Source organism: Micromonospora sp. C95, assembly GCF_018070465.1.
GTDB lineage: Bacteria > Actinomycetota > Actinomycetes > Mycobacteriales > Micromonosporaceae > Micromonospora.
In genome coordinates this window covers 64260-81563 of record NZ_JAGPXT010000024.1, presented here as the reverse complement: position 1 = coordinate 81563, position 17304 = coordinate 64260, and the positions used below count along the sequence as shown (strand labels likewise).

Here is a 17304-nt window from a genome sequence, read left to right as displayed (position 1 = left end):
TTGGTGGGGTGGGGGTGGGTAGGTGGCGGGGGTGAGGGACGACGTACCCGGGGCCGAGGCAGCCACGGCACCCACGACGCAGGCGCGGCTACCCGACGCCATCCTGGCCGACGTGCCCGTGGTGGACACCGCCGCGCTCGATCCGCCCACCACCGACCTGCCCGGCACGGCCGCTGCGGTCGGCGACGAGGTGGACACCGAGGAGGTGGACACCCGTCCGCTCGACGAGTTGCTCGACGATCTCTACCACGGTCAGGAGCGGATCAGTCAGGCGGACATCTACCGCCGCGCGGTCGCCGCGGAGTTGCCGGCGCAGTTGCTGTCCCGGCTCAACGCGCTGCCCGAGGGCGAGTACGCGGCCGACGAGGTGACCGATCTGCTGGGTGGCTCGACGGGATGATCCGCCGGCCGCTGCCGGCGACGAGGAGAGGAACACGATGACTCAGCGCGAGGAAGATCAGCACCCCCATCCGCCCGCGCTCGGCCAGCCACCGGAGGGGACGGACACCCTGCCGGAGCCCGACTTCGCCAACGAGCACGATCGCACCGCCGTCGACCGGGACATCGTCACCGGTGCCGACGAGGACGAACGGGAGCCGGAGTCGCCCCGCGGCTGGTCCGGCATGCAGCGCTGACTCGCCGGCAGAGTCCGAACGAGGCCGGCCCGGATCTCGGGCCGGCCTCGTGGTACGTAGCTTCGGTCAGTCCTCCCTGCCGCCGCCCTCGGCCGCCTGCTGCGCCACCGCGTACCCCATCTGCAGGAAGTCGGAGGCCGCCACCGCGGTCAGCGCCGTGGCGACGAGCCGGGTTAGCCGTGGCGCGAGCACCAGTCCGCCGGTCAGACCGGTGGCGACCCACACGGCCAGGCAGAACGGGCAGCTGAGCAGCTCGCCGATGGCATGACGGGTGGAACTGCCCGAGTCGCGTACCTGCTCCATCACCTCGCCACTGCCGATCGGCCGGTCGTACCGGGTGAAGGGGGCGCGCAACGGACTGGTCACCGCGTCCTTGGACAGCAGCCGACTGAGCTTGTGGGTGGCGATGGCGAGCAGCACCACGTCCGATGTGGTGGGTCGCTCGGGCACGGTCCGCCCGGTCACCTTCACCAGACCGGCGATCGCACCGGTCACCCCGGCGTAGGTGCCCATCGCCGCCAGATAGCCACCCAGCGGGCGGTGCTCGTGCGGCGCGTACGCCTGGCGCAGCCGCGCCACCTTCTGTTTGAGATCGCTCACCCGGCCTCCTCTTCGGGTCACGCTACGAGTGCCGCCGCGGCCCGGCGGCAGGTCTCGGATCAGCCGGCCTGCAGGTTGTCGGCCACCTCGCGGGCCAGGCTGTCAAGTGCCTCGTCGGCCAGTCGGTCGGCGTCCTCGCCGCCCCCGCCGATCTCCAGCCGGAGCCGGGAGCCACCGGCGTCGACCGGCTCCACCCGCAGCTCGGCCGTCCAGTCGGCGCCACCGGCGGTCCAGCGAGCGCGCAGTTGCTCGACCTCGCCCTCCTGCGCCGGGCCACTCGACAGCAACGGCTCGGGCAACCATGAGGAGATCCGGTCGGGATCCGTGGCCGTGTTGAAGACGACCTCTGGCGGCGCGGACACCCCCCGCTCGGAGTACGCCATCACGCGTCCCGCAGCCGGCTCGGGTCGACCTCACGCCCCGGGTGGCGGGCGAGGTACTCGGTCTCCAACTCGGCGGTGCGCCGCAGGTGATTGGCGAGCGCCGAGTCGGTGGCGTGGCGCAGCGTGTCCAGCCGGGTGCGATGCAGACTCTGCATCTCCCGGATGAGGTCCTCCTCGCCCAGATCGGCGGGATCGATGCCGAGCAGGTCGGCCTCGGGCACGGGGGTCGGCGTCCGGTCGTCGCCCCACTCGGGAATCCGCTGCTCGGGGCTCACCTCCGTACCGCCGGTGGGAAATCCGTCCGGTCGTCCCGATGCCGTCATCTTGCCCCCTCGTCCGTCCTGGGCTGGCGTCTGTACGGTTGCCCGCCTCGGGTGTGGCCAAACCACGAGGTACTACGACGCCGTGTCGGAGAAGCCGGCCCGTTTCGGTACCCTCGTGGCATGAAGCGGCTCTGGACCCCGGCGTGGATCGCTCGCCACGTGGCCATGGTCGTGCTGGTGACCACCTTCCTCGGCCTCGGTTGGTGGCAGGTCAGCCGGGCCGCGGCGGGTAACGCCATCAGCTGGGGTTACGCCGTGGAGTGGCCGATCTTCGCGGGCTTCGTGGTCTTCGTCTGGTGGCGCGAGGTGCGCCACACGTTGCGGACGGTCACGCCGCCGGACGCGGACGCGACCGCGCCGGCGGCTGCCGCTCACCCGGCCGAGCCCGACGTCACCACCTCCGGCGCGACCGGTCCCGCCGTCGCCGAGCAGCCCCGGACCGGGATCCGGCGTCCGGTGCGGGTTGCCCGGGTCACCGTCGGTCCCGGTGCCGACGACGCCGAATTGGTCGCCTACAACCGCTACCTGTCATGGTTGAACGCCAATCCGGGCGCGAAGCCCGGCGACTATCCCGGCTGAACCGGGCCCGGAAGGACGGACGAGAAGTGCGCGCTGCCCTCACCCGCTACCGTGTGATCGCCTGGGTCGTCGGCGTGGTGCTGATCCTGCTGGTCGTGATCGGCATGCCGCTCAAGTACGGCTTCCACAACCCGGTCGTGGTGGAGACCGTGGGCCAGGCACACGGCTTTCTCTACATGGTGTACCTGGTCGCCGCGTTCGACCTGTCCCGGCGGGCCGACTGGCCGCTCAAGCGGATGATCCTGGTGATGTTGGCCGGCACCGTGCCGTTCGTCTCCTTCTGGGCGGAGCGGCGGGTGAGCGCACTTGTCACGGCCGAGCAGCGGGAGCGGGAGCAGGGGCAGCAGCCCGAGCCGATCGCCGGCTGAGCGGCCCCGACCTCACCGTCGTGGGCGCCACGGGTCGGCGGCGGCCAGCGGGTCCTCCCAGCCGCCGTAGCTGTTCATCTCGCGGGCCCGGCGCAGTGCCCGGCTCACCTGGCCGAACTGGTGCTCGTCGTCGCTGCTGAACAGCAGCTCGTCGCTACCCGCCCGACGCCCCCACAGCTCGTACGCCGGTGGGCGCCAGCGGTCGCCCGCCGCCGCGAGCAGCACCGGCACCAGGAACACCGCACCGAGCAGGAGGTACGCCCCGGCGGTGAGTCGTTGCAGCCCGCCGGTGAACCCCAACAGCAGGCCCACCCCGCCGATCACCACCGTCGAGACCAGCACGGCCCGGGTCGCCGCCCGGTCGTGCGGCCCCCGGGTGCTGTGCAGATGGGTCAGCTCGGCGACGCGCCAACTGCTGCGCCCGACGGTGAACCGGTCGACCGTGACGATGATCCCGGGCCGGGCGTAGAGCAGCGTCGGCCCGGTGCCGGCCCCCCGGGGTGTCCGTGGCGGTCGCGTTGTCGCGCCATCAGGATTCACGACCCCTCCTTCCACGGCTGGTGGCACCGGGTCGATCCGTCGGCCCGGTACATCGACACCGGTTGACGGGATTCCCGGCCGCGCGATTCATTGTGGGCCGCCCGCGCCACTCCGGCTCGGACGTTTCCGATGGTCAGCGGCTTGCCAGCGAAGGACGGTGCCGGAAAGAGCGCACCAAGTCCGGCTTGTCGGTCAAAACGTCCCGGCATCCGACGTCATATGCCGAGAGCGACCAGTCCGACATGTCGCCGATAACAGCCTTGGTGCCCGCTCGTGACCTGCGTGCTCCGCCACAGCACCACCATTGGTCCCGGCTTTCTCTGCGGACGACTCCCGTCCCGTACTAGGTTGGGCAGGTCGGCCCGGCCGGCCGCCGTCCACCGGGACGGCACCGGGCCGTCGCCGTCGCGGAGCCTCAGCCGTCCGCGCCGGCCCCGGGAGAGGAGCATTCGGGCTCTTGTCGTCCCTGACGCACACGCTGCGGGCCCTGACGGCCACCGTCTGCACACTGGCGCTGCTCATGCCGGCGACGGTGGCTCGGGCCGAACCCTCCCCCGCTGAACTGACCCGGCGGATAGAGAAGGCCTCCGTCGAGTTGGAACGCGTGGTGGAGGCCCACAACGAACTGCGGGAGAAGATCAAGGGCAACCGCGCTGCGGTGGAGCGGTTGCAGGACCGGATCGGCCCGCTGGAGCAGCAGGCCGAGCAGAGCCGGGCGGACGTCGGCGAGATGGCGGTGACCGCGTACAAGACCGGCACCCTGGGCACCGTCGACGCGTTGTTGCACGGCGGTGACTCGACCTCCGTGTTGGACCGGCTCGGCACGCTGGACCACCTGACCCGGCAACGACAGGCCACCATCGCCGGCTACACCGCCGACCAGCGGCGGCTGCTCGACGAGAAGACCCGGCTCGACGTCACACTCAGCCGGCAGGCGGCACAGTCGCGCGAGCTGTCCTCGGCGAAGAAGCGGATCGAGCGCGATCTCGCCAAGCTCTACGAGCTGCGCCGGCAGGCGTACGGCCGGGCGACCGAACGACCGACGAACCAGGCCAGCAGCGCCCAGGACGCACCCGCCGTCTCCGGCAAGGCCGGCGTCGCCGTCCGGTACGCGTACGGCGCACTCGGCAAGCCGTACGCCTGGGGCCAGGACGGGCCGGGCAGCTACGACTGCTCGGGGCTGACCTCGGCCGCCTGGCGGGCGGCCGGCCGGGCCCTGCCGCACAACACCCGCATGCAGTGGGGTGTGGTGGCCCACATCAGTCGTGGTGAGCTGCGCCCCGGCGATCTGGTCTTCTACCGCAGCCTCGGCCACGTCGCCATCTACGTCGGCAACGGGCAGGTCATCCACTCACCGACCTTCGGCCGCAACGTGGAGAAGCGATCCGTGGACCTGATGTCGCCGTACGGGTACGGGCGGGTGCGCTGAGCCACCGACGATTAGACGGAGCCCCGATCGACAACGGCGAACGGCCGGCGTCCCCCTATCGGACGCCGGCCGTTCGCCGTTATTGTCTCCTGCTCAGGCCGCTTGCAGACCCTCCGCTCGCGCCAGCTCGCGGAGCCGGCCGAGCGCCTGGATCTCCAACTGCCGGATCCGCTCCCGGGACAGGGAGAACCGCGAGGCCACCTCGGTCAGCGAGTGCTCACGGCCGTCCTCCAGCCCGTACCGGGCGCGCATGATGCCGGCCGACCGGTCGTCCAGGTGGTTGAGCAGCCCTTCGATCCGCTGCCGCTCCAACCCGGTGAGCACGATCTCCTCCGGGGACGGTGCGTCGCTGTCGGCGACCAGGTCGCCGAGGTTGGTGTCACCGTCGTCACCGACCGGCGTATCCAGCGACACCGTGTCCTGCGACCAGCGGACCAGTTCGTTCACCCGCTCGACGGTCACCCCCAGCGCCGCCGCGATCTGCTCCGGCTCCGGGTCGCCGCCCAGCTCACGGGTGAGTTGCCGGGCCACGTTACGCATCCGATTGACGTCCTCGACCAGGTGCACCGGCAGCCGCACGGTGCGCTCCTGCTGGGCGATCGCCCGGCTGATGGCCTGGCGGATCCACCACGTCGCATAGGTCGAGAACTTGTAGCCACGTTCGTAGTCGAACTTCTCGACCGCCCGGACCAGACCGGTGTTGCCCTCCTGGATCAGATCCAGCATCGGCATGCCGGAGCGGACGTAACGTCGGGCGATCGACACGACCAGGCGCAGATTTGCCCGGATGAACAGGTCCTTGGCCCGCTCCCCGTCGGCGACCAGCCGCTCCAGTTCGTCCCGGGTGACCCCGTCCGGGGGGCTGTCCTCGCCAATCAGGTGCTCGGCGTAGAGGCCAGCCTCGATCGCCTTGGAGAGATCGACCTCCTTGGCGGCGTCCAGCAGCGGCGTCCGGGAGATCTCGTGCAGGTAGACTCCAACCAGGTCGCGCTCCTCGGCGACCTCGTCAGTTCGCATTCCGATGTTCTTGTCCACGGTGCCCACGGTCCCCTCGCTCGCGCCGGTTGCCCGGTTCCTTGCCATCCCCACGCCCATCAGCCCTCCCCCGTAACCTCCGCTGTGCCCATCGGTGCTGACGTCTACACAACAGATGAGACGTGTCGGGGATTCCATGTCGTGGGTCGAAAGTGTCACGAATGGCTGATAATCCGCTGAGAGCAGCGTCCATGTTTGCTGTCAGCACCCTGCCTGGCTGTCGTCGGCAGGCACCCCGTGAGGTCGACGGATCGACAGATCGCCGTCCGTCCCGGTCCATGGCAGCACTGCCCGGCCGGTAGTCACAGCGACCTGGGTCACCACCGTGCTGCGATCCTGGTCACTGCCTGATACGCGGCCGTGGACCGCTCGGTTCATCCACGCCGGTGGTAATACCCCACGCCCTGATGAACAATCCGTACGCCGGTCCTATGCCCGCCACGACAGCGTGGCCCGGCCGGCTTGTCGCGTTCCCGACGCTCGTCAGATCATCGGCTTCGGGTACGCCCTGCGCCCGACGGACCCTGTGGTCCGGTGTCCACCCGGATGAGGACGTCACCGGCCCGGGCGGACGGCGTCTCCGGTTCGGGCACCGGCGGCACCGTCGGGGCTCGACCCCCGCCGACCCGTCACCGCACTATAAGAGCGACCGGCAATAGGACTGGCGGGGCTGCGGCGCGCCCTGGCACTTCGGCTGGCGGCGTTGTCGTCGTCGGCCATGCAACACCGGCATGACCTCCTCCTCCGCCTGGCCACCCTCCACCAGGACCCGCCTCACCTCCACCGCCCTATTGCCGGTCGCTCTAACCTCAGGTCATGGCGAATCGCAGTGTGTTGGTCACCGGGGCCACGGGCGGGCTGGGCACGGCGGTCAGCGCCGCCTTCTCGGCGAGGGGGTGGCGGGTGGTCGCGCCCCAGCGCCAGCGACCGGACCCGGAGGACGGGCCCGAGGGCGACGCTCCGGTCCGGATCGTCGCGGACCTGACCGACGCGCAGGACGCCGCCCGGGTCGCCGAGGTGGCGGCCGGCGATCCCGAGGCGCCGCTACGCGCGGTGGTCAACCTCGTCGGCGGATACGCCAGCGGCGGCCTGGTGCACGAGACGCCGATCGAGGACTTCGAACGGATGCTCACCGTCAACCTCCGCCCGACCCACCTGGTCACCCGTGCCGCGCTGCCGCACCTGGTCGCCGCCGGTGGTGGCGCGGTGGTGTGTGTCGCGGCGCGGGCGGCGGTCGCGCCCTTCCCCGGGGTCGCCGGCTACGTGACCGCGAAGGCCGCCGTGCTCGGCTTCGCCGCCGCGGTGGCGGTGGAGTACAAGGCTGCCGGAGTCCGCTGCAACACGGTGCTGCCGAGCGTCATCGACACCCCGACCAACCGCCACGCGATGCCGGACGCCGACCACGCCCGCTGGGTGGACCCGGCCGAGATCGCCTCGGTGATCCGCTTCCTCGCATCGGACGAGTCGGCACCCACCAGCGGTGCCGCCGTGCCGGTCTACGGACGGGCCTGAAGCGGAACCAGTTCCGTCACCGGCGCGGTGGCGGTCGGCCTGTTGCCGGCCGTCAGCCAGGCGTTCAGGTGTTCACGGATCTCCCGGGCGAGTTCGTCGGCCGGGAGATCCGCGTTGACCGGCACGAACGTCGGATACTCCGGCAGCGTGCGGTAGGCCAGGTCGGCAGCGGCCAGAAAGCCCAGGCTCTCGTGGTCGGTGCCGCGACACTCGATCCGCCGGTACGCCTCGATCGGCTCGACGGTAAGCAGGAACGTGACCTGCGGCCGGGGGAACAGTCGGTAGGCGGCCCGGATCAGCCGCTCCCAGCGGTGCCCGCCGTGTGCCCGCAGACTGGCGTACTGGCAGGCCGCGTAGCGGTCCATCACGGCCACCCGGCCGGTGCACCGGCCAGCGAGCAGTGTCAGCGCGATGGCCAGCCAGCGCAGCACTGACTCCACCAGGAGCATCGCGTCCCGGCCGAGGAGACTCTGGGCATCCGGCCGGCCGAGTCGGTGCGCCACCCGCCCGAGCCAGCGCCGGCCACCGGCGTTGCGGTGATAGGTGGCGGGGTGCCCGGCCGCGGTGAGCGCCTCGGCGAGCCGGTACGCCTGGGTGGTCTTGCCCGAGCCGTCGATACCGATCAGGGCAACGGTGCGGAGCCGCCCCCTACCACAGCGGACTCCTGTCGAATCGGGCGCTCCCGTCGATCTGGCCACCCTCGAAAGGTTATCCGACAGCCGCACAGTGGCCGCACCATAGATCCGGTTTGCGGCTGGTTCATCCCCTTGCGCGCGCCGCGCAGGTGTGGGCGACCGGAATGCCGGGTACCGATCGGAGATCCCACCCGGTGGCACCCCCGACGACTCGACGGGAGAGGCGAGATGGCCGAGCGTGACGACGAGACTCTCCTACACACCCTCAAGAAGGTCGCCGCCGTGTTCAAACAGTCCGAGATCCCGTTCGCGCTCGGCGGCAGCTTCGCCGTGTACGCGCACGGCGGGCACTCCAGCGAGCACGACGTCGACTTCCTCATTCGCGAGTCGGACGTCGAAGCCGCGCTGGAGGCGCTGGCGCAGGCCGGTTTCACCGCCGAGCGGCCACCGGAGGACTGGCTGGTGAAGGTCTTCGACGGCGGCCGGATGGTGGACCTGATCCATCGCCCGATCGAGACACCGGTGACCGAGGAGACCTTCGCCGACACGGTGGTGCGCCCGGTCGACGCCATCCACATGCCGGTGCTGTCGGCCACCCAGCTCATGGTGCACAAGTTGCTCAGCTTCTCCCAGCACTACTGCGACTTCGCCCGTGGGCTGCCGCTGGCCCGCTCGCTGCGTGAGCAGATCGACTGGGAACGGGTACGCAAGGAGACGCAGCACTCGCCGTACGCCGAGTCGTTCCTGGTGCTGCTGGACAGGCTGGACGTCGTGCCGTACTCCGGCACGGCCGACGGGAAGGGGAGACCGTGACCGCACACCGCGACTCCGGCGCCGGGCCACCAGACGAGTACGTCGAGGCGGAGATCCACCGGCTGCTCACCGAGGATCCGGCCGTCGCCGAGCAGGGAATCACCGTGGTCCGCACCGAACGTGCTCTCGTGCTGCACGGCGAGGTCGAGAGCGCCCACCGGCGGGACGAGATCCTGCGCCGGGTGGCCGACCGCTTCCCGGACGTGCCGATCACCAGTGACATCGGGGTGGTCCGCACGCAGGCGCCCACGCAGATCGAGCAACTGCCCTGAGGAGGTTCGATGGTCATCCGGATCGCCGCTGTGGGCGACGTGCATCTGGACGAGGACGTGGTCGGCCGGTTCCGGCCGGCACTTGAGCAACTACCGGGCAGCGTCGACGCGCTGCTGCTCGCCGGCGACCTGACCCGGCACGGCACCGAGGCCGAGGCCCGCTGTGTGGCCCGGGAGTTCGGCGACCTGGGTGTGCCGGTGATCGCCGTGCTGGGCAACCACGATCATCAGTGCGACCAGGTGCCCCAGGTGGTCGGGGCGCTGGAGGAGGCGGGCATAACCGTCCTGGAGGGCGACGGGGTGGTGCTGGACTGCCCGGGTGGCCGCCTCGGCGTCGCCGGGGTGAAGGGCTTCGGTGGCGGTTTCGCCGGCCGGTGCGCCAGCGACTTCGGCGAGCCGGAGATGAAGGCGTTCGTCCGCACCACGACGGAGAGCGCCGACCGGCTGAGCGAGGCACTGCGCTCGCTGGACTGCGACGTGCTGGTGGCCCTGACCCACTACGCCCCGGTGCCGGACACCCTGGCGGGCGAACCGTTGGAGATCTACCCGTTCCTCGGCTGCTACCAGCTGGGGCAGGCCGTAGACGCCGCGCCGACCGCGCTCGCCCTGCACGGGCACGCCCATCACGGTACCGAGCGGGGCACCACCCCGGGCGGAGTACGCGTACGCAACGTCGCCCACCCGGTGATCAAGCAGGCGTACAGCGTCTTCCACCTGGGCGATCACCTTGATCAAGCCGAGGTTTCCGGAGTCGCCGCCGGGGGTATTCAGCAACCATGGAGCTGATTCTCTGGATTCTCGCAGTCGTACTGGTGGTCGCCGGCATCCTCGCGCTGTTCCGCCGGCAGATCCTCTGGGGCATCGTCCTCATCGTCGTCGGGCTGCTCGTCGGCCCCGGTGGGGTCAGCATCTTCAATTGACCTGGCGACGCAGGGCGTCGCTCACCGGACCCGCCGGGGTCGTCGCGACCGGTACTCCGTCCTCCCGACAGGAGCCACCGGACGCGGCGACCCCGGCGTGCTGTCGTCGGACGGTCGGCAGCGGTGCCGCCCGGATCGTTCCTGCGCCCGGGCGCGCGTTGTGCGGCAGGGGTCGCCGACCGTCCCGGGGCCCGAGACCAGGCACTGCGCGAGAGGTTTGCCGGCCCCGCCGAACGGAGATCCATCCTTCATGCGGACGAGTGCGGAGCAGTCCCGACGAAGCGATGCCGGCCAGTGGTGGGCGCTCGCCGGCTTCGCGGTGGCCGTGCTGGCCGCCGCCGTGATCGGCAACCTGGCCGCCTCAGGCGCCGCCGACCAGTACGCGAACCTCGACCGGCCCGCGTGGTCGCCGCCGTCCTGGCTCTTCGGCCCGGTCTGGACCATCCTCTACGTGGCGATCGCGGTAGCCGGCTGGCTGGTCTGGCGCCGGGTGGGCTTCGGTGTGGCCCTCGGTGCGTGGGTGGTCCAACTCGTGCTCAACGCCGCCTGGACGCCGCTTTTCTTCGCCGGTGACCGGTACGGGCTGGCGTTCGCCGAGATCATCCTGTTGTGGTTGGCGATCGGCGTGACCGTCCTGTTGTTCGCCCGGGCGAGCCGGGTGGCGGTGGTGCTGCTGCTGCCCTACTGGGCGTGGGTGACCTTCGCCGCGGCCCTCAACTACTCGATCTGGCAGCTGAACAGCTGACCGACTGGGCCGCCGCTCGGCCGCCCGCCTGACCGGGCCGGCAGTGCGCCGCCCCGTCTATCAACGGATGTATCCGCTGATAGACGGGGCTCTTTCCAGCAGATGGGCACGGATCCATGGCTCCTCGCCAGGTTTCCGGATTGTTACTCGCTCGTGTCCGTCCAGGGGTGGACCCCGGGCGGATGCAAGCGCTTACATGTGAACACGCCCATCGGACCGGCGCCTGGTCAACCGGATGCGATCCCGGCCGGCGCCGGACAGGAAGGAGGACGGCATGGCGATCTCTGCCAGGCCACGCCAGGCTGTCGCGATCGTTGGCGCGATCGGACTGGCACTCGGCGCCACCGCTTGCGGCACCGGAAGCAGCAGCAACGGTGGCAGCAGCAACGCCGATTCCGCCGAGTGCGCCCCGTACGAGAACTACCAGGGCCACGAAGGCAAGACGGTCACCATCTACTCGTCGATCCGGGACATCGAGGCCGACCGCCTGGCGGAGTCCTGGAAGCAGTTCGAGGACTGCACCGGCATCACGATCAATCACGAGGGAAGCGGTGAGTTCGAGGCTCAGCTCCCCGTACGGGTCGACGGCGGCAACGCCCCCGACCTGGCCTTCATCCCGCAGCCCGGTCTGCTCGCCCGGTTCGCCGAGCGCAACCAGCTGAAGGCGGCCAGCGCCGAGACCAAGGCCATGGCCGAGCAGAACTACTCGCCCGACTGGCTGAAGTACAGCACCGTCAACGGCACCTTCTACGGTGCGCCGCTCGGGTCGAACGTGAAGTCGTTCGTCTGGTACTCGCCGAAGATGTTCCAGGAGAACGGCTGGACCGTCCCGACCACCTGGGACCAGATGATCCAGCTCAGCGACACGATCGCCCAGAGCGACGTCAAGCCGTGGTGCGCCGGCATCGAGTCCGGTGACGCCACCGGCTGGCCGGCCACCGACTGGATCGAAGACGTGATGCTGCGGACGCAGACTCCCGAGGTCTACGACCAGTGGACCACCCACGAGATCCCCTTCAACGACCCGCGGGTCGCGGAGGCGCTGGACCGGGCGGGCACGATCCTGAAGAACGACAAGTACGTCAACGGTGGTTTCGGTGGGGTGCGCAGCATCGCCACCACCTCCTTCCAGGAGGCGGGCGTGCCGATCACGCAGGGCAAGTGCGCGCTGCACCGGCAGGCCTCCTTCTATGCCAACCAGTGGCCTGAGGGCACCCGGGTGGCCGAGGACGGCGACGTCTTCGCCTTCTACTTCCCGGCCATCGACCCGGGCAAGGGCAAGCCGGTGCTGGGCGGCGGCGAGTTCGTGACGGCCTTCGCCGACCGTCCCGAGGTGCAGGCGGTGCAGACGTACCTCGCCTCCGGCGAGTACGCCAACAGCCGCGCGAAGATCGGTGACTGGGTGTCCGCGAACAACAAGGTCGACCTGGCCAACGTCGCCAACCCGATCGACAAGCTGTCGGTGGAGATCCTCCAGGACGACAGCACGGTCTTCCGGTTCGACGGTTCCGACCTGATGCCCGCCGCCGTCGGCGCCGGGACCTTCTGGAAGGGCATGGTCGATTGGATCAACGGCGGGAACACCGCCGACGTCCTGCAGGGCATCGAGAGCAGCTGGAAGTAATTCCGGTGGTGGGCCGGTCCGCGTGCGCGGGCCCGCCCACCGGCTCTACCGAGGACCCGGGGAGGGTTGATGGACTTCGACTTCGCCGAGCAGGCACCCAAACTGATGATGCTGCTGTGGGGGCTGGTCGCCTTCGCGGTGGTGGTCGGCGGCCTGCTCGTGCTGCTCGACGCGGTGCCGGCCTTCTTCGCGCGACGACGCGAGGCGCGGTTCGTGGCCGCCTCCGCCAGCGGGGCACCGCTGCCCGGACGGCCCAGGTCCCGCGAGGGGCTGTTCGCCACGTTCTTCCTGTTGCCGACGGTACTGCTGCTGATGATCGGGCTGGTCGTCCCGGCGCTGCGGACCACCCTGCTGTCCTTCATGGACGGCGGCAGCCAGAACTTCGTGGGCCTGGACAACTACCGCTGGATGTTCGCCGACGACTCGATCGTGCGGGTGCTGGTCAACACCCTGGTCTGGGTGACCCTGGTCCCGCTCGTCGCGACCTCCATCGGTCTGCTCTACGCGGTGCTTGTCGACAAGGCCCGGCTGGAGGCGGTGGCCAAGTCGCTGATCTTCATGCCGATGGCGATCTCGTTCGTCGGCGCCAGCATCATCTGGAAGTTCGTGTACGCCTTCCGCAGCGAGGAACAGGAACAGATCGGTCTGCTCAACCAGATCGTGGTCAGCCTCGGCGGCGCACCCCGCCAGTGGCTGCTCGACTCGCCGCTGAACACGCTGCTGCTCATCGTGATCATGGTGTGGATCCAGGCCGGTTTCGCGATGGTGGTGCTGTCTGCGGCGATCAAGGCGATTCCGGCCGACATCGTCGAGGCCGCCCGCCTCGACGGGGTGAGCCCGTGGCAGATGTTCTGGCAGATCACCCTGCCCAGCATCCGGCCGGCGCTGATCGTCGTGGTGGTCACCATCTCGATCGCCACGCTGAAGGTCTTCGACATCGTCCGCACCTCGACCAACGGCAACTACGACACCAGCGTGATCGCCAACGAGATGTACAACCAGGCGTTCCGGTACGGCCAGAACGGGCAGGGCTCCGCGCTCGCGGTGTTCCTCTTCGTCCTGGTGATCCCCATCGTGATCTTCCAGATCCGCAACCTGCGTCAGCAGCGACGGGAGGGCTGAGATGACCACCACCACTCCCCCGGTCGCCGCCGGAGCACAGGAGACCAGCGGCCGGCCGACCCGTGCGGCGCGGGTACGCAAGCGGCTGAACACCCACACCGCGACGCTCGTCGCCATCGTCATCGCGGTCGTCTGGACCATCCCGACCTTCGGTCTGCTGGTCTCCTCGTTCCGGCCGGAGAACCAGATCAAGACCACCGGCTGGTGGACGTTCTTCCGCGATCCGGAGTTCACCCTCCAGAACTACCAGGAGGTGCTGTTCGGGCAGTCCGCCTCGTCCGGGCAGCTCGCCAGCTACTTCATCAACTCGTTGGTGATCACCCTGCCCGCGGTGCTGTTCCCGCTCGCTTTCGCGGCCCTGGCCGCGTACGCGCTGGCCTGGATCAACTTCCGGGGCCGGGACTGGGTGTACATCGGCATCTTCGCGCTCCAGATCGTGCCGCTGCAGATGGCCCTGGTGCCGCTGCTGAGCTTCTTCTCGCGCGGAGTCAGCCTGGGCGGCATCACCCTGATGCCCGCCTGGAACCTCGACGGCGCGCAGAACTTCGCCCAGGTGTGGTTCGCGCACACCTGCTTCGCGCTGCCGTTCGCCGTGTACCTGCTGCACAACTTCATCTCGCAACTGCCGAAGGATCTGATGGAGGCGGCCCGGGTCGACGGGGCCACCCACCCGAAGATCTTCCGCACCATCGTGCTGCCCCTGGTTGCCCCGGCGCTCGCCGCGTTCGGCATCTTCCAGTTCCTCTGGGTCTGGAACGACCTGCTGGTCGGGCTCATCTTCGCCGGTGGCAGCGACGTCACCGCGCCACTCACGGTCCGCCTCGCCGAACTGGCGGGCACCCGTGGCAACGAGTGGCAACGGTTGACCGCCGGGGCGTTCGTCTCGATCGTCGTACCGCTGATCGTGTTCCTGTCGTTGCAGCGCTACTTCGTTCGTGGGCTGCTCGCCGGCAGCGTCAAGGGTTGATCCGCCGTGGTGCCGCCGCCGTCGGCGGCGGCACCAGGCGGGACGTGAGCGGGGTGTCAGGTGACGAGGATCGACGATGTCGCCCGGCTGGCCGGCGTCTCCACGGCCACCGTCTCCCGGGCGCTGCGCGGGCTGCCGACCGTGTCGGCGGCGACCCGCAGCCGGGTGCTCGCCGCCGCCGAGCAGTTGCAGTACGCCGTGTCACCGAGTGCCTCACGGCTGGCCGGTGGCCGGACCGGCACCGTCGCGGTGGTGGTTCCCCGGATCACCCGGTGGTTCTTCGGGGTGGTCGTCGAGGCGGCCGAGGACTTCTTCCACCGGGCCGGATACGACCTGCTGCTGCACAACCTGGGTGGGCGGGAGCAGAACCGGCAGCGCGTCCTGCACGCCACCCACCTGCACAAGCGGGTGGACGCGATCATGCTGGTCGCCACCCCGCTGCGGTCCACCGACGTCACCGCCCTGGCCGCACTGGACCTGCCCGGCGTCACCATCAGTTCCGGTACCACCGTGCCGGGCTGGCCCTGCGTGCGGATCGACGACGTGGCGGCGGCGCGGACCGCCACCCGGCACCTGCTGGATCTGGGGCACCGTCGGATCGCGCACATCTCCGGTGACCCCGACGACGAACTCGCCTTCAGTGCCCATCTGGACCGGCGCCGGGGGCATCAGGAGGCGTTGCGCGCGGCCGGGTTGCAGCCGGACCCGAGCCTCGACGTCGAGTCGAGTTTCGACATCGCCGGCGGCACCCGGGCCACCGAGGAACTCCTCCGCCGGGGCGACCCACCGACGGCCATCTTCGCCGCCTGCGACGAGATGGCGATGGGTGCGCTGACCGCACTGCGCGACGCCGGCCTGCGGGTGCCCGAGGACGTCAGCGTGATCGGCATCGACGACCACGCCCTCTCCGGGGTGCTGGGGTTGAGCACCATCGCCCAACCTGCGGCGGAGCAGGGCCGGTTGGCCGCCCAACTGCTGCTCGACCCGCTCTGCGGACGAGCCCTCGACGCCGACGTGAGCAAACCCGATTCGTCGGTGATCCTGGACACTCGGCTGGTCGTACGTGATTCGACCGCGCCCGCCCGGGCAAACTGAGACGACAGCCAGCACGCCGCACGGGTCCGCCGGCCCGGACGGCTCGACCATGGGAGCACGCCCTGAACCACGACGCGACGCAGCAGACCCCGGCGACCGGCTGGTGGACGGAGGCGGTGATCTACCAGATCTATCCCCGCTCGTTCGCCGACTCGGGTGGCGACGGCATCGGCGACCTGCCCGGGATCACTGCCCGCCTCGACCATCTGGCGGAGTTGGGCGTCGACGCCGTCTGGCTCTCCCCGTTCTATCCGTCCCCGCAGGCCGACGCCGGCTACGACGTGGCCGACTACCGGGACGTCGAGCCGCTGTTCGGCACGCTCGCCGACGCCGACGACCTGATCGCGAAGGCGCACGCGAACGGGTTGCGGGTGATCGTCGACCTGGTGCCCAACCACACCTCCTCGGCGCACGCCTGGTTCCAGGCCGCCCTGGCCGCCGGTCCGGGCAGCGCCGAGCGGGAGCGGTACATCTTCCGCGCCGGTCGCGGGCCGGGCGGTGCCGAGCCGCCCAACGACTGGCAGAGCGTCTTCGGTGGCCCGGCCTGGACCCGGGTGCCCGACGGCCAGTGGTACCTGCACCTGTTCGACACCGCCCAGCCCGACCTGAACTGGGACAGTCCCGAGGTCCGCGCCGAGTTCCTGGACGTGCTGCGGTTCTGGCTGGACCGTGGGGTGAACGGCTTCCGGGTCGACGTGGCGCACGGTCTGGTCAAGCAGGCCGACCTGGCCGACTGGCAGGAGCCACAGGAGATCCTCTCCGGGCAGGAGGCGGACAAGCCCCGCCCGCCGATGTGGGACCAGGACGGCGTACACGAAATCTACCGCGAGTGGCGGCGGCTGCTGGACGGCTACCCCGGTGAGCGGATCCTGGTCGCCGAGGCGTGGGTGGAGCCGGCGGAGCGGCTGGTCCGCTACGTGCGCCCCGACGAGATGCACCAGGCGTTCAACTTCGAGTACCTGCTCGCCGCGTGGACGGCCCCTGCCCAGTACGCGGTGATCACTCGATCGCTGGAGGCCACCGACGCGGTCGGTGCGCCCACCACCTGGGTGCTCTCCAACCACGACGTGGTACGCCACGCCTCCCGGCTCGGGTTGCCGATCGGTGCGCCCCGGCCCAACGGCATCGGGGTCGGCGACGAGCAGCCGGACGCCGCCACCGGGCTGCGACGGGCCCGGGCGGCCACCCTGCTGATGCTGGCCCTGCCCGGCTCGGCCTACCTCTACCAGGGTGAGGAACTCGGGTTGCCGGAGCACACCACCCTGCCCGACGCGGCACGGCAGGACCCGACCTGGGAGCGCAGCGGGCACACCCAGCGGGGTCGCGACGGGTGCCGGGTGCCGATCCCGTGGGAGGCCGACGCGCCCTCGTACGGCTTCGGGCCGACCGACGCGAGCTGGCTGCCGCAGCCGCCGGTCTGGGCCGAGTACGCGCTGGACCGTCAGCGCGGGGTGCCCGGCTCGACGTACGAGCTGTACCGGGAGGCGTTGCGGCTGCGTCGCGCGTACGGACTCGGTCGGGGCACCCTGGAGTGGCTCGCCTCCGGCGACGAGGTGCTGTCCTTCCGCAACGGCAACCTGGTGGTGCTCACCAACTTCGGTGCGGATGCCGTCCCGGCGCCCGGCGGCGAGCTGGTGCACAGCAGCGCACCCCTGAACGAGGACGGCTCGGTGCCCACCGACGCCACCATCTGGGTCGAGCTGTAGC

General features: G+C 70.4%; 22 protein-coding genes. 16 read left to right on the top strand and 6 right to left on the bottom strand.

Features of this window, described 5'->3' with window-relative positions; genetic code table 11:
- Nucleotides 1–157: 157 nt before the first annotated feature.
- Together KBX00_RS23090 and KBX00_RS23085 are read left to right on the top strand one after the other, a co-directional pair.
- A complete protein-coding gene (locus KBX00_RS23090) occupies nt 158–400 on the top strand; it encodes a hypothetical protein (RefSeq protein WP_210830157.1) in 243 nt (80 codons plus the stop codon).
- 37 nt (nt 401–437) lie between these two features.
- On the top strand, nt 438–635 hold the full coding sequence (locus tag KBX00_RS23085) for a hypothetical protein (protein WP_164447568.1): 198 nt from the start codon (nt 438–440) through the stop codon (nt 633–635).
- Between the two features lie 66 nt (nt 636–701).
- On the opposite strand, the gene KBX00_RS23080 is transcribed toward KBX00_RS23085, so the two are convergent.
- The 3 genes from KBX00_RS23080 to KBX00_RS23070 are packed head-to-tail and all read right to left on the bottom strand — an operon-like array spanning nt 702 to nt 1941.
- Nucleotides 702–1235, bottom strand: a complete 534-nt coding sequence (locus KBX00_RS23080; protein ID WP_210830149.1) for a DUF1360 domain-containing protein — start codon at nt 1233–1235, stop codon at nt 702–704.
- Between the two features lie 59 nt (nt 1236–1294).
- Entirely contained in the window at nt 1295–1618 is a 324-nt protein-coding gene (locus KBX00_RS23075) for an SRPBCC family protein (RefSeq protein WP_210830148.1), read from the bottom strand.
- Nucleotides 1618–1941 carry a DUF6158 family protein gene (locus KBX00_RS23070; protein ID WP_210830147.1) on the bottom strand — a complete coding sequence of 108 codons (324 nt, stop codon included), beginning with the start codon at nt 1939–1941 and terminating at the stop codon, nt 1618–1620. The genes KBX00_RS23075 and KBX00_RS23070 overlap by 1 nt, the downstream gene beginning before the upstream one ends.
- A 120-nt stretch (nt 1942–2061) precedes the next feature.
- On the opposite strand from KBX00_RS23070, the gene KBX00_RS23065 reads away from it, so the two are divergent.
- Both KBX00_RS23065 and KBX00_RS23060 read left to right on the top strand, forming a co-directional pair.
- Nucleotides 2062–2520, top strand: coding sequence for a hypothetical protein (locus KBX00_RS23065; protein WP_210830146.1), 459 nt, complete (start codon nt 2062–2064; stop codon nt 2518–2520).
- A 26-nt stretch (nt 2521–2546) separates the two neighbouring features.
- A complete protein-coding gene (locus KBX00_RS23060; RefSeq protein ID WP_210830145.1) occupies nt 2547–2888 on the top strand; it encodes a DUF3817 domain-containing protein in 342 nt (113 codons plus the stop codon).
- A gap of 12 nt (nt 2889–2900) precedes the next feature.
- On the opposite strand, the gene KBX00_RS23055 is transcribed toward KBX00_RS23060, so the two are convergent.
- The gene (locus KBX00_RS23055) at nt 2901–3428 is read right to left on the bottom strand and encodes a DUF6232 family protein (protein WP_210830144.1); all 528 of its coding nucleotides are present in this window, start codon (nt 3426–3428) and stop codon (nt 2901–2903) included.
- Nucleotides 3429–3885: 457 nt separating this feature from the next.
- Here KBX00_RS23055 and KBX00_RS23050 point away from each other — a divergent pair, with 457 nt between their 5' ends.
- Entirely contained in the window at nt 3886–4857 is a 972-nt protein-coding gene (locus KBX00_RS23050; protein ID WP_374225350.1) for an NlpC/P60 family protein, read from the top strand.
- A 93-nt stretch (nt 4858–4950) separates the two neighbouring features.
- Here the strand turns inward: KBX00_RS23050 and KBX00_RS23045 are convergent, their stop codons facing one another.
- Nucleotides 4951–5940, bottom strand: coding sequence for an RNA polymerase sigma factor RpoD/SigA (locus KBX00_RS23045; RefSeq protein ID WP_210830155.1), 990 nt, complete (start codon nt 5938–5940; stop codon nt 4951–4953).
- A gap of 768 nt (nt 5941–6708) precedes the next feature.
- Here KBX00_RS23045 and KBX00_RS23040 point away from each other — a divergent pair.
- A complete protein-coding gene (locus KBX00_RS23040; RefSeq protein ID WP_210830143.1) occupies nt 6709–7404 on the top strand; it encodes an SDR family NAD(P)-dependent oxidoreductase in 696 nt (231 codons plus the stop codon).
- Here KBX00_RS23040 and KBX00_RS23035 read toward each other — a convergent pair.
- Nucleotides 7389–8102: a thymidylate kinase gene (locus KBX00_RS23035; RefSeq protein WP_210830142.1), complete on the bottom strand. Its 714-nt coding sequence runs from the start codon at nt 8100–8102 to the stop codon at nt 7389–7391. The genes KBX00_RS23040 and KBX00_RS23035 overlap by 16 nt on opposite strands.
- A 114-nt stretch (nt 8103–8216) precedes the next feature.
- Here KBX00_RS23035 and KBX00_RS23030 point away from each other — a divergent pair, with 114 nt between their 5' ends.
- The 10 genes from KBX00_RS23030 to KBX00_RS22985 all read left to right on the top strand — a co-directional run bounded on the left by KBX00_RS23030 (nt 8217) and on the right by KBX00_RS22985 (nt 17303).
- Nucleotides 8217–8852 (top strand): nucleotidyltransferase family protein, encoded by a 636-nt coding sequence (locus KBX00_RS23030; RefSeq protein ID WP_307869055.1) that lies wholly within the window; start codon nt 8217–8219, stop codon nt 8850–8852.
- On the top strand, nt 8849–9124 hold the full coding sequence (locus KBX00_RS23025) for a hypothetical protein (protein WP_210830140.1): 276 nt from the start codon (nt 8849–8851) through the stop codon (nt 9122–9124). Before KBX00_RS23030 ends, KBX00_RS23025 begins: the two co-directional genes overlap by 4 nt.
- A 9-nt stretch (nt 9125–9133) precedes the next feature.
- Entirely contained in the window at nt 9134–9910 is a 777-nt protein-coding gene (locus KBX00_RS23020; RefSeq protein WP_210830139.1) for a metallophosphoesterase, read from the top strand.
- Nucleotides 9901–10044, top strand: a complete 144-nt coding sequence (locus KBX00_RS23015) for a GPGG-motif small membrane protein (protein ID WP_007464364.1) — start codon at nt 9901–9903, stop codon at nt 10042–10044. Before KBX00_RS23020 ends, KBX00_RS23015 begins: the two co-directional genes overlap by 10 nt.
- Before the next feature lie 250 nt (nt 10045–10294).
- Entirely contained in the window at nt 10295–10789 is a 495-nt protein-coding gene (locus KBX00_RS23010; protein ID WP_210830138.1) for a TspO/MBR family protein, read from the top strand.
- A gap of 274 nt (nt 10790–11063) precedes the next feature.
- On the top strand, nt 11064–12413 hold the full coding sequence (locus KBX00_RS23005; RefSeq protein WP_210830137.1) for an ABC transporter substrate-binding protein: 1350 nt from the start codon (nt 11064–11066) through the stop codon (nt 12411–12413).
- A 69-nt stretch (nt 12414–12482) separates the two neighbouring features.
- On the top strand, nt 12483–13535 hold the full coding sequence (locus tag KBX00_RS23000; protein WP_210830136.1) for a carbohydrate ABC transporter permease: 1053 nt from the start codon (nt 12483–12485) through the stop codon (nt 13533–13535).
- Between the two features lies 1 nt (nt 13536).
- A complete protein-coding gene (locus KBX00_RS22995) occupies nt 13537–14502 on the top strand; it encodes a carbohydrate ABC transporter permease (protein ID WP_210830135.1) in 966 nt (321 codons plus the stop codon).
- A gap of 60 nt (nt 14503–14562) precedes the next feature.
- Nucleotides 14563–15597, top strand: a complete 1035-nt coding sequence (locus tag KBX00_RS22990) for a LacI family DNA-binding transcriptional regulator (RefSeq protein WP_210830134.1) — start codon at nt 14563–14565, stop codon at nt 15595–15597.
- 62 nt (nt 15598–15659) lie between these two features.
- On the top strand, nt 15660–17303 hold the full coding sequence (locus KBX00_RS22985) for a glycoside hydrolase family 13 protein (RefSeq protein ID WP_210830154.1): 1644 nt from the start codon (nt 15660–15662) through the stop codon (nt 17301–17303).
- Nucleotide 17304 lies beyond the last annotated feature (1 nt).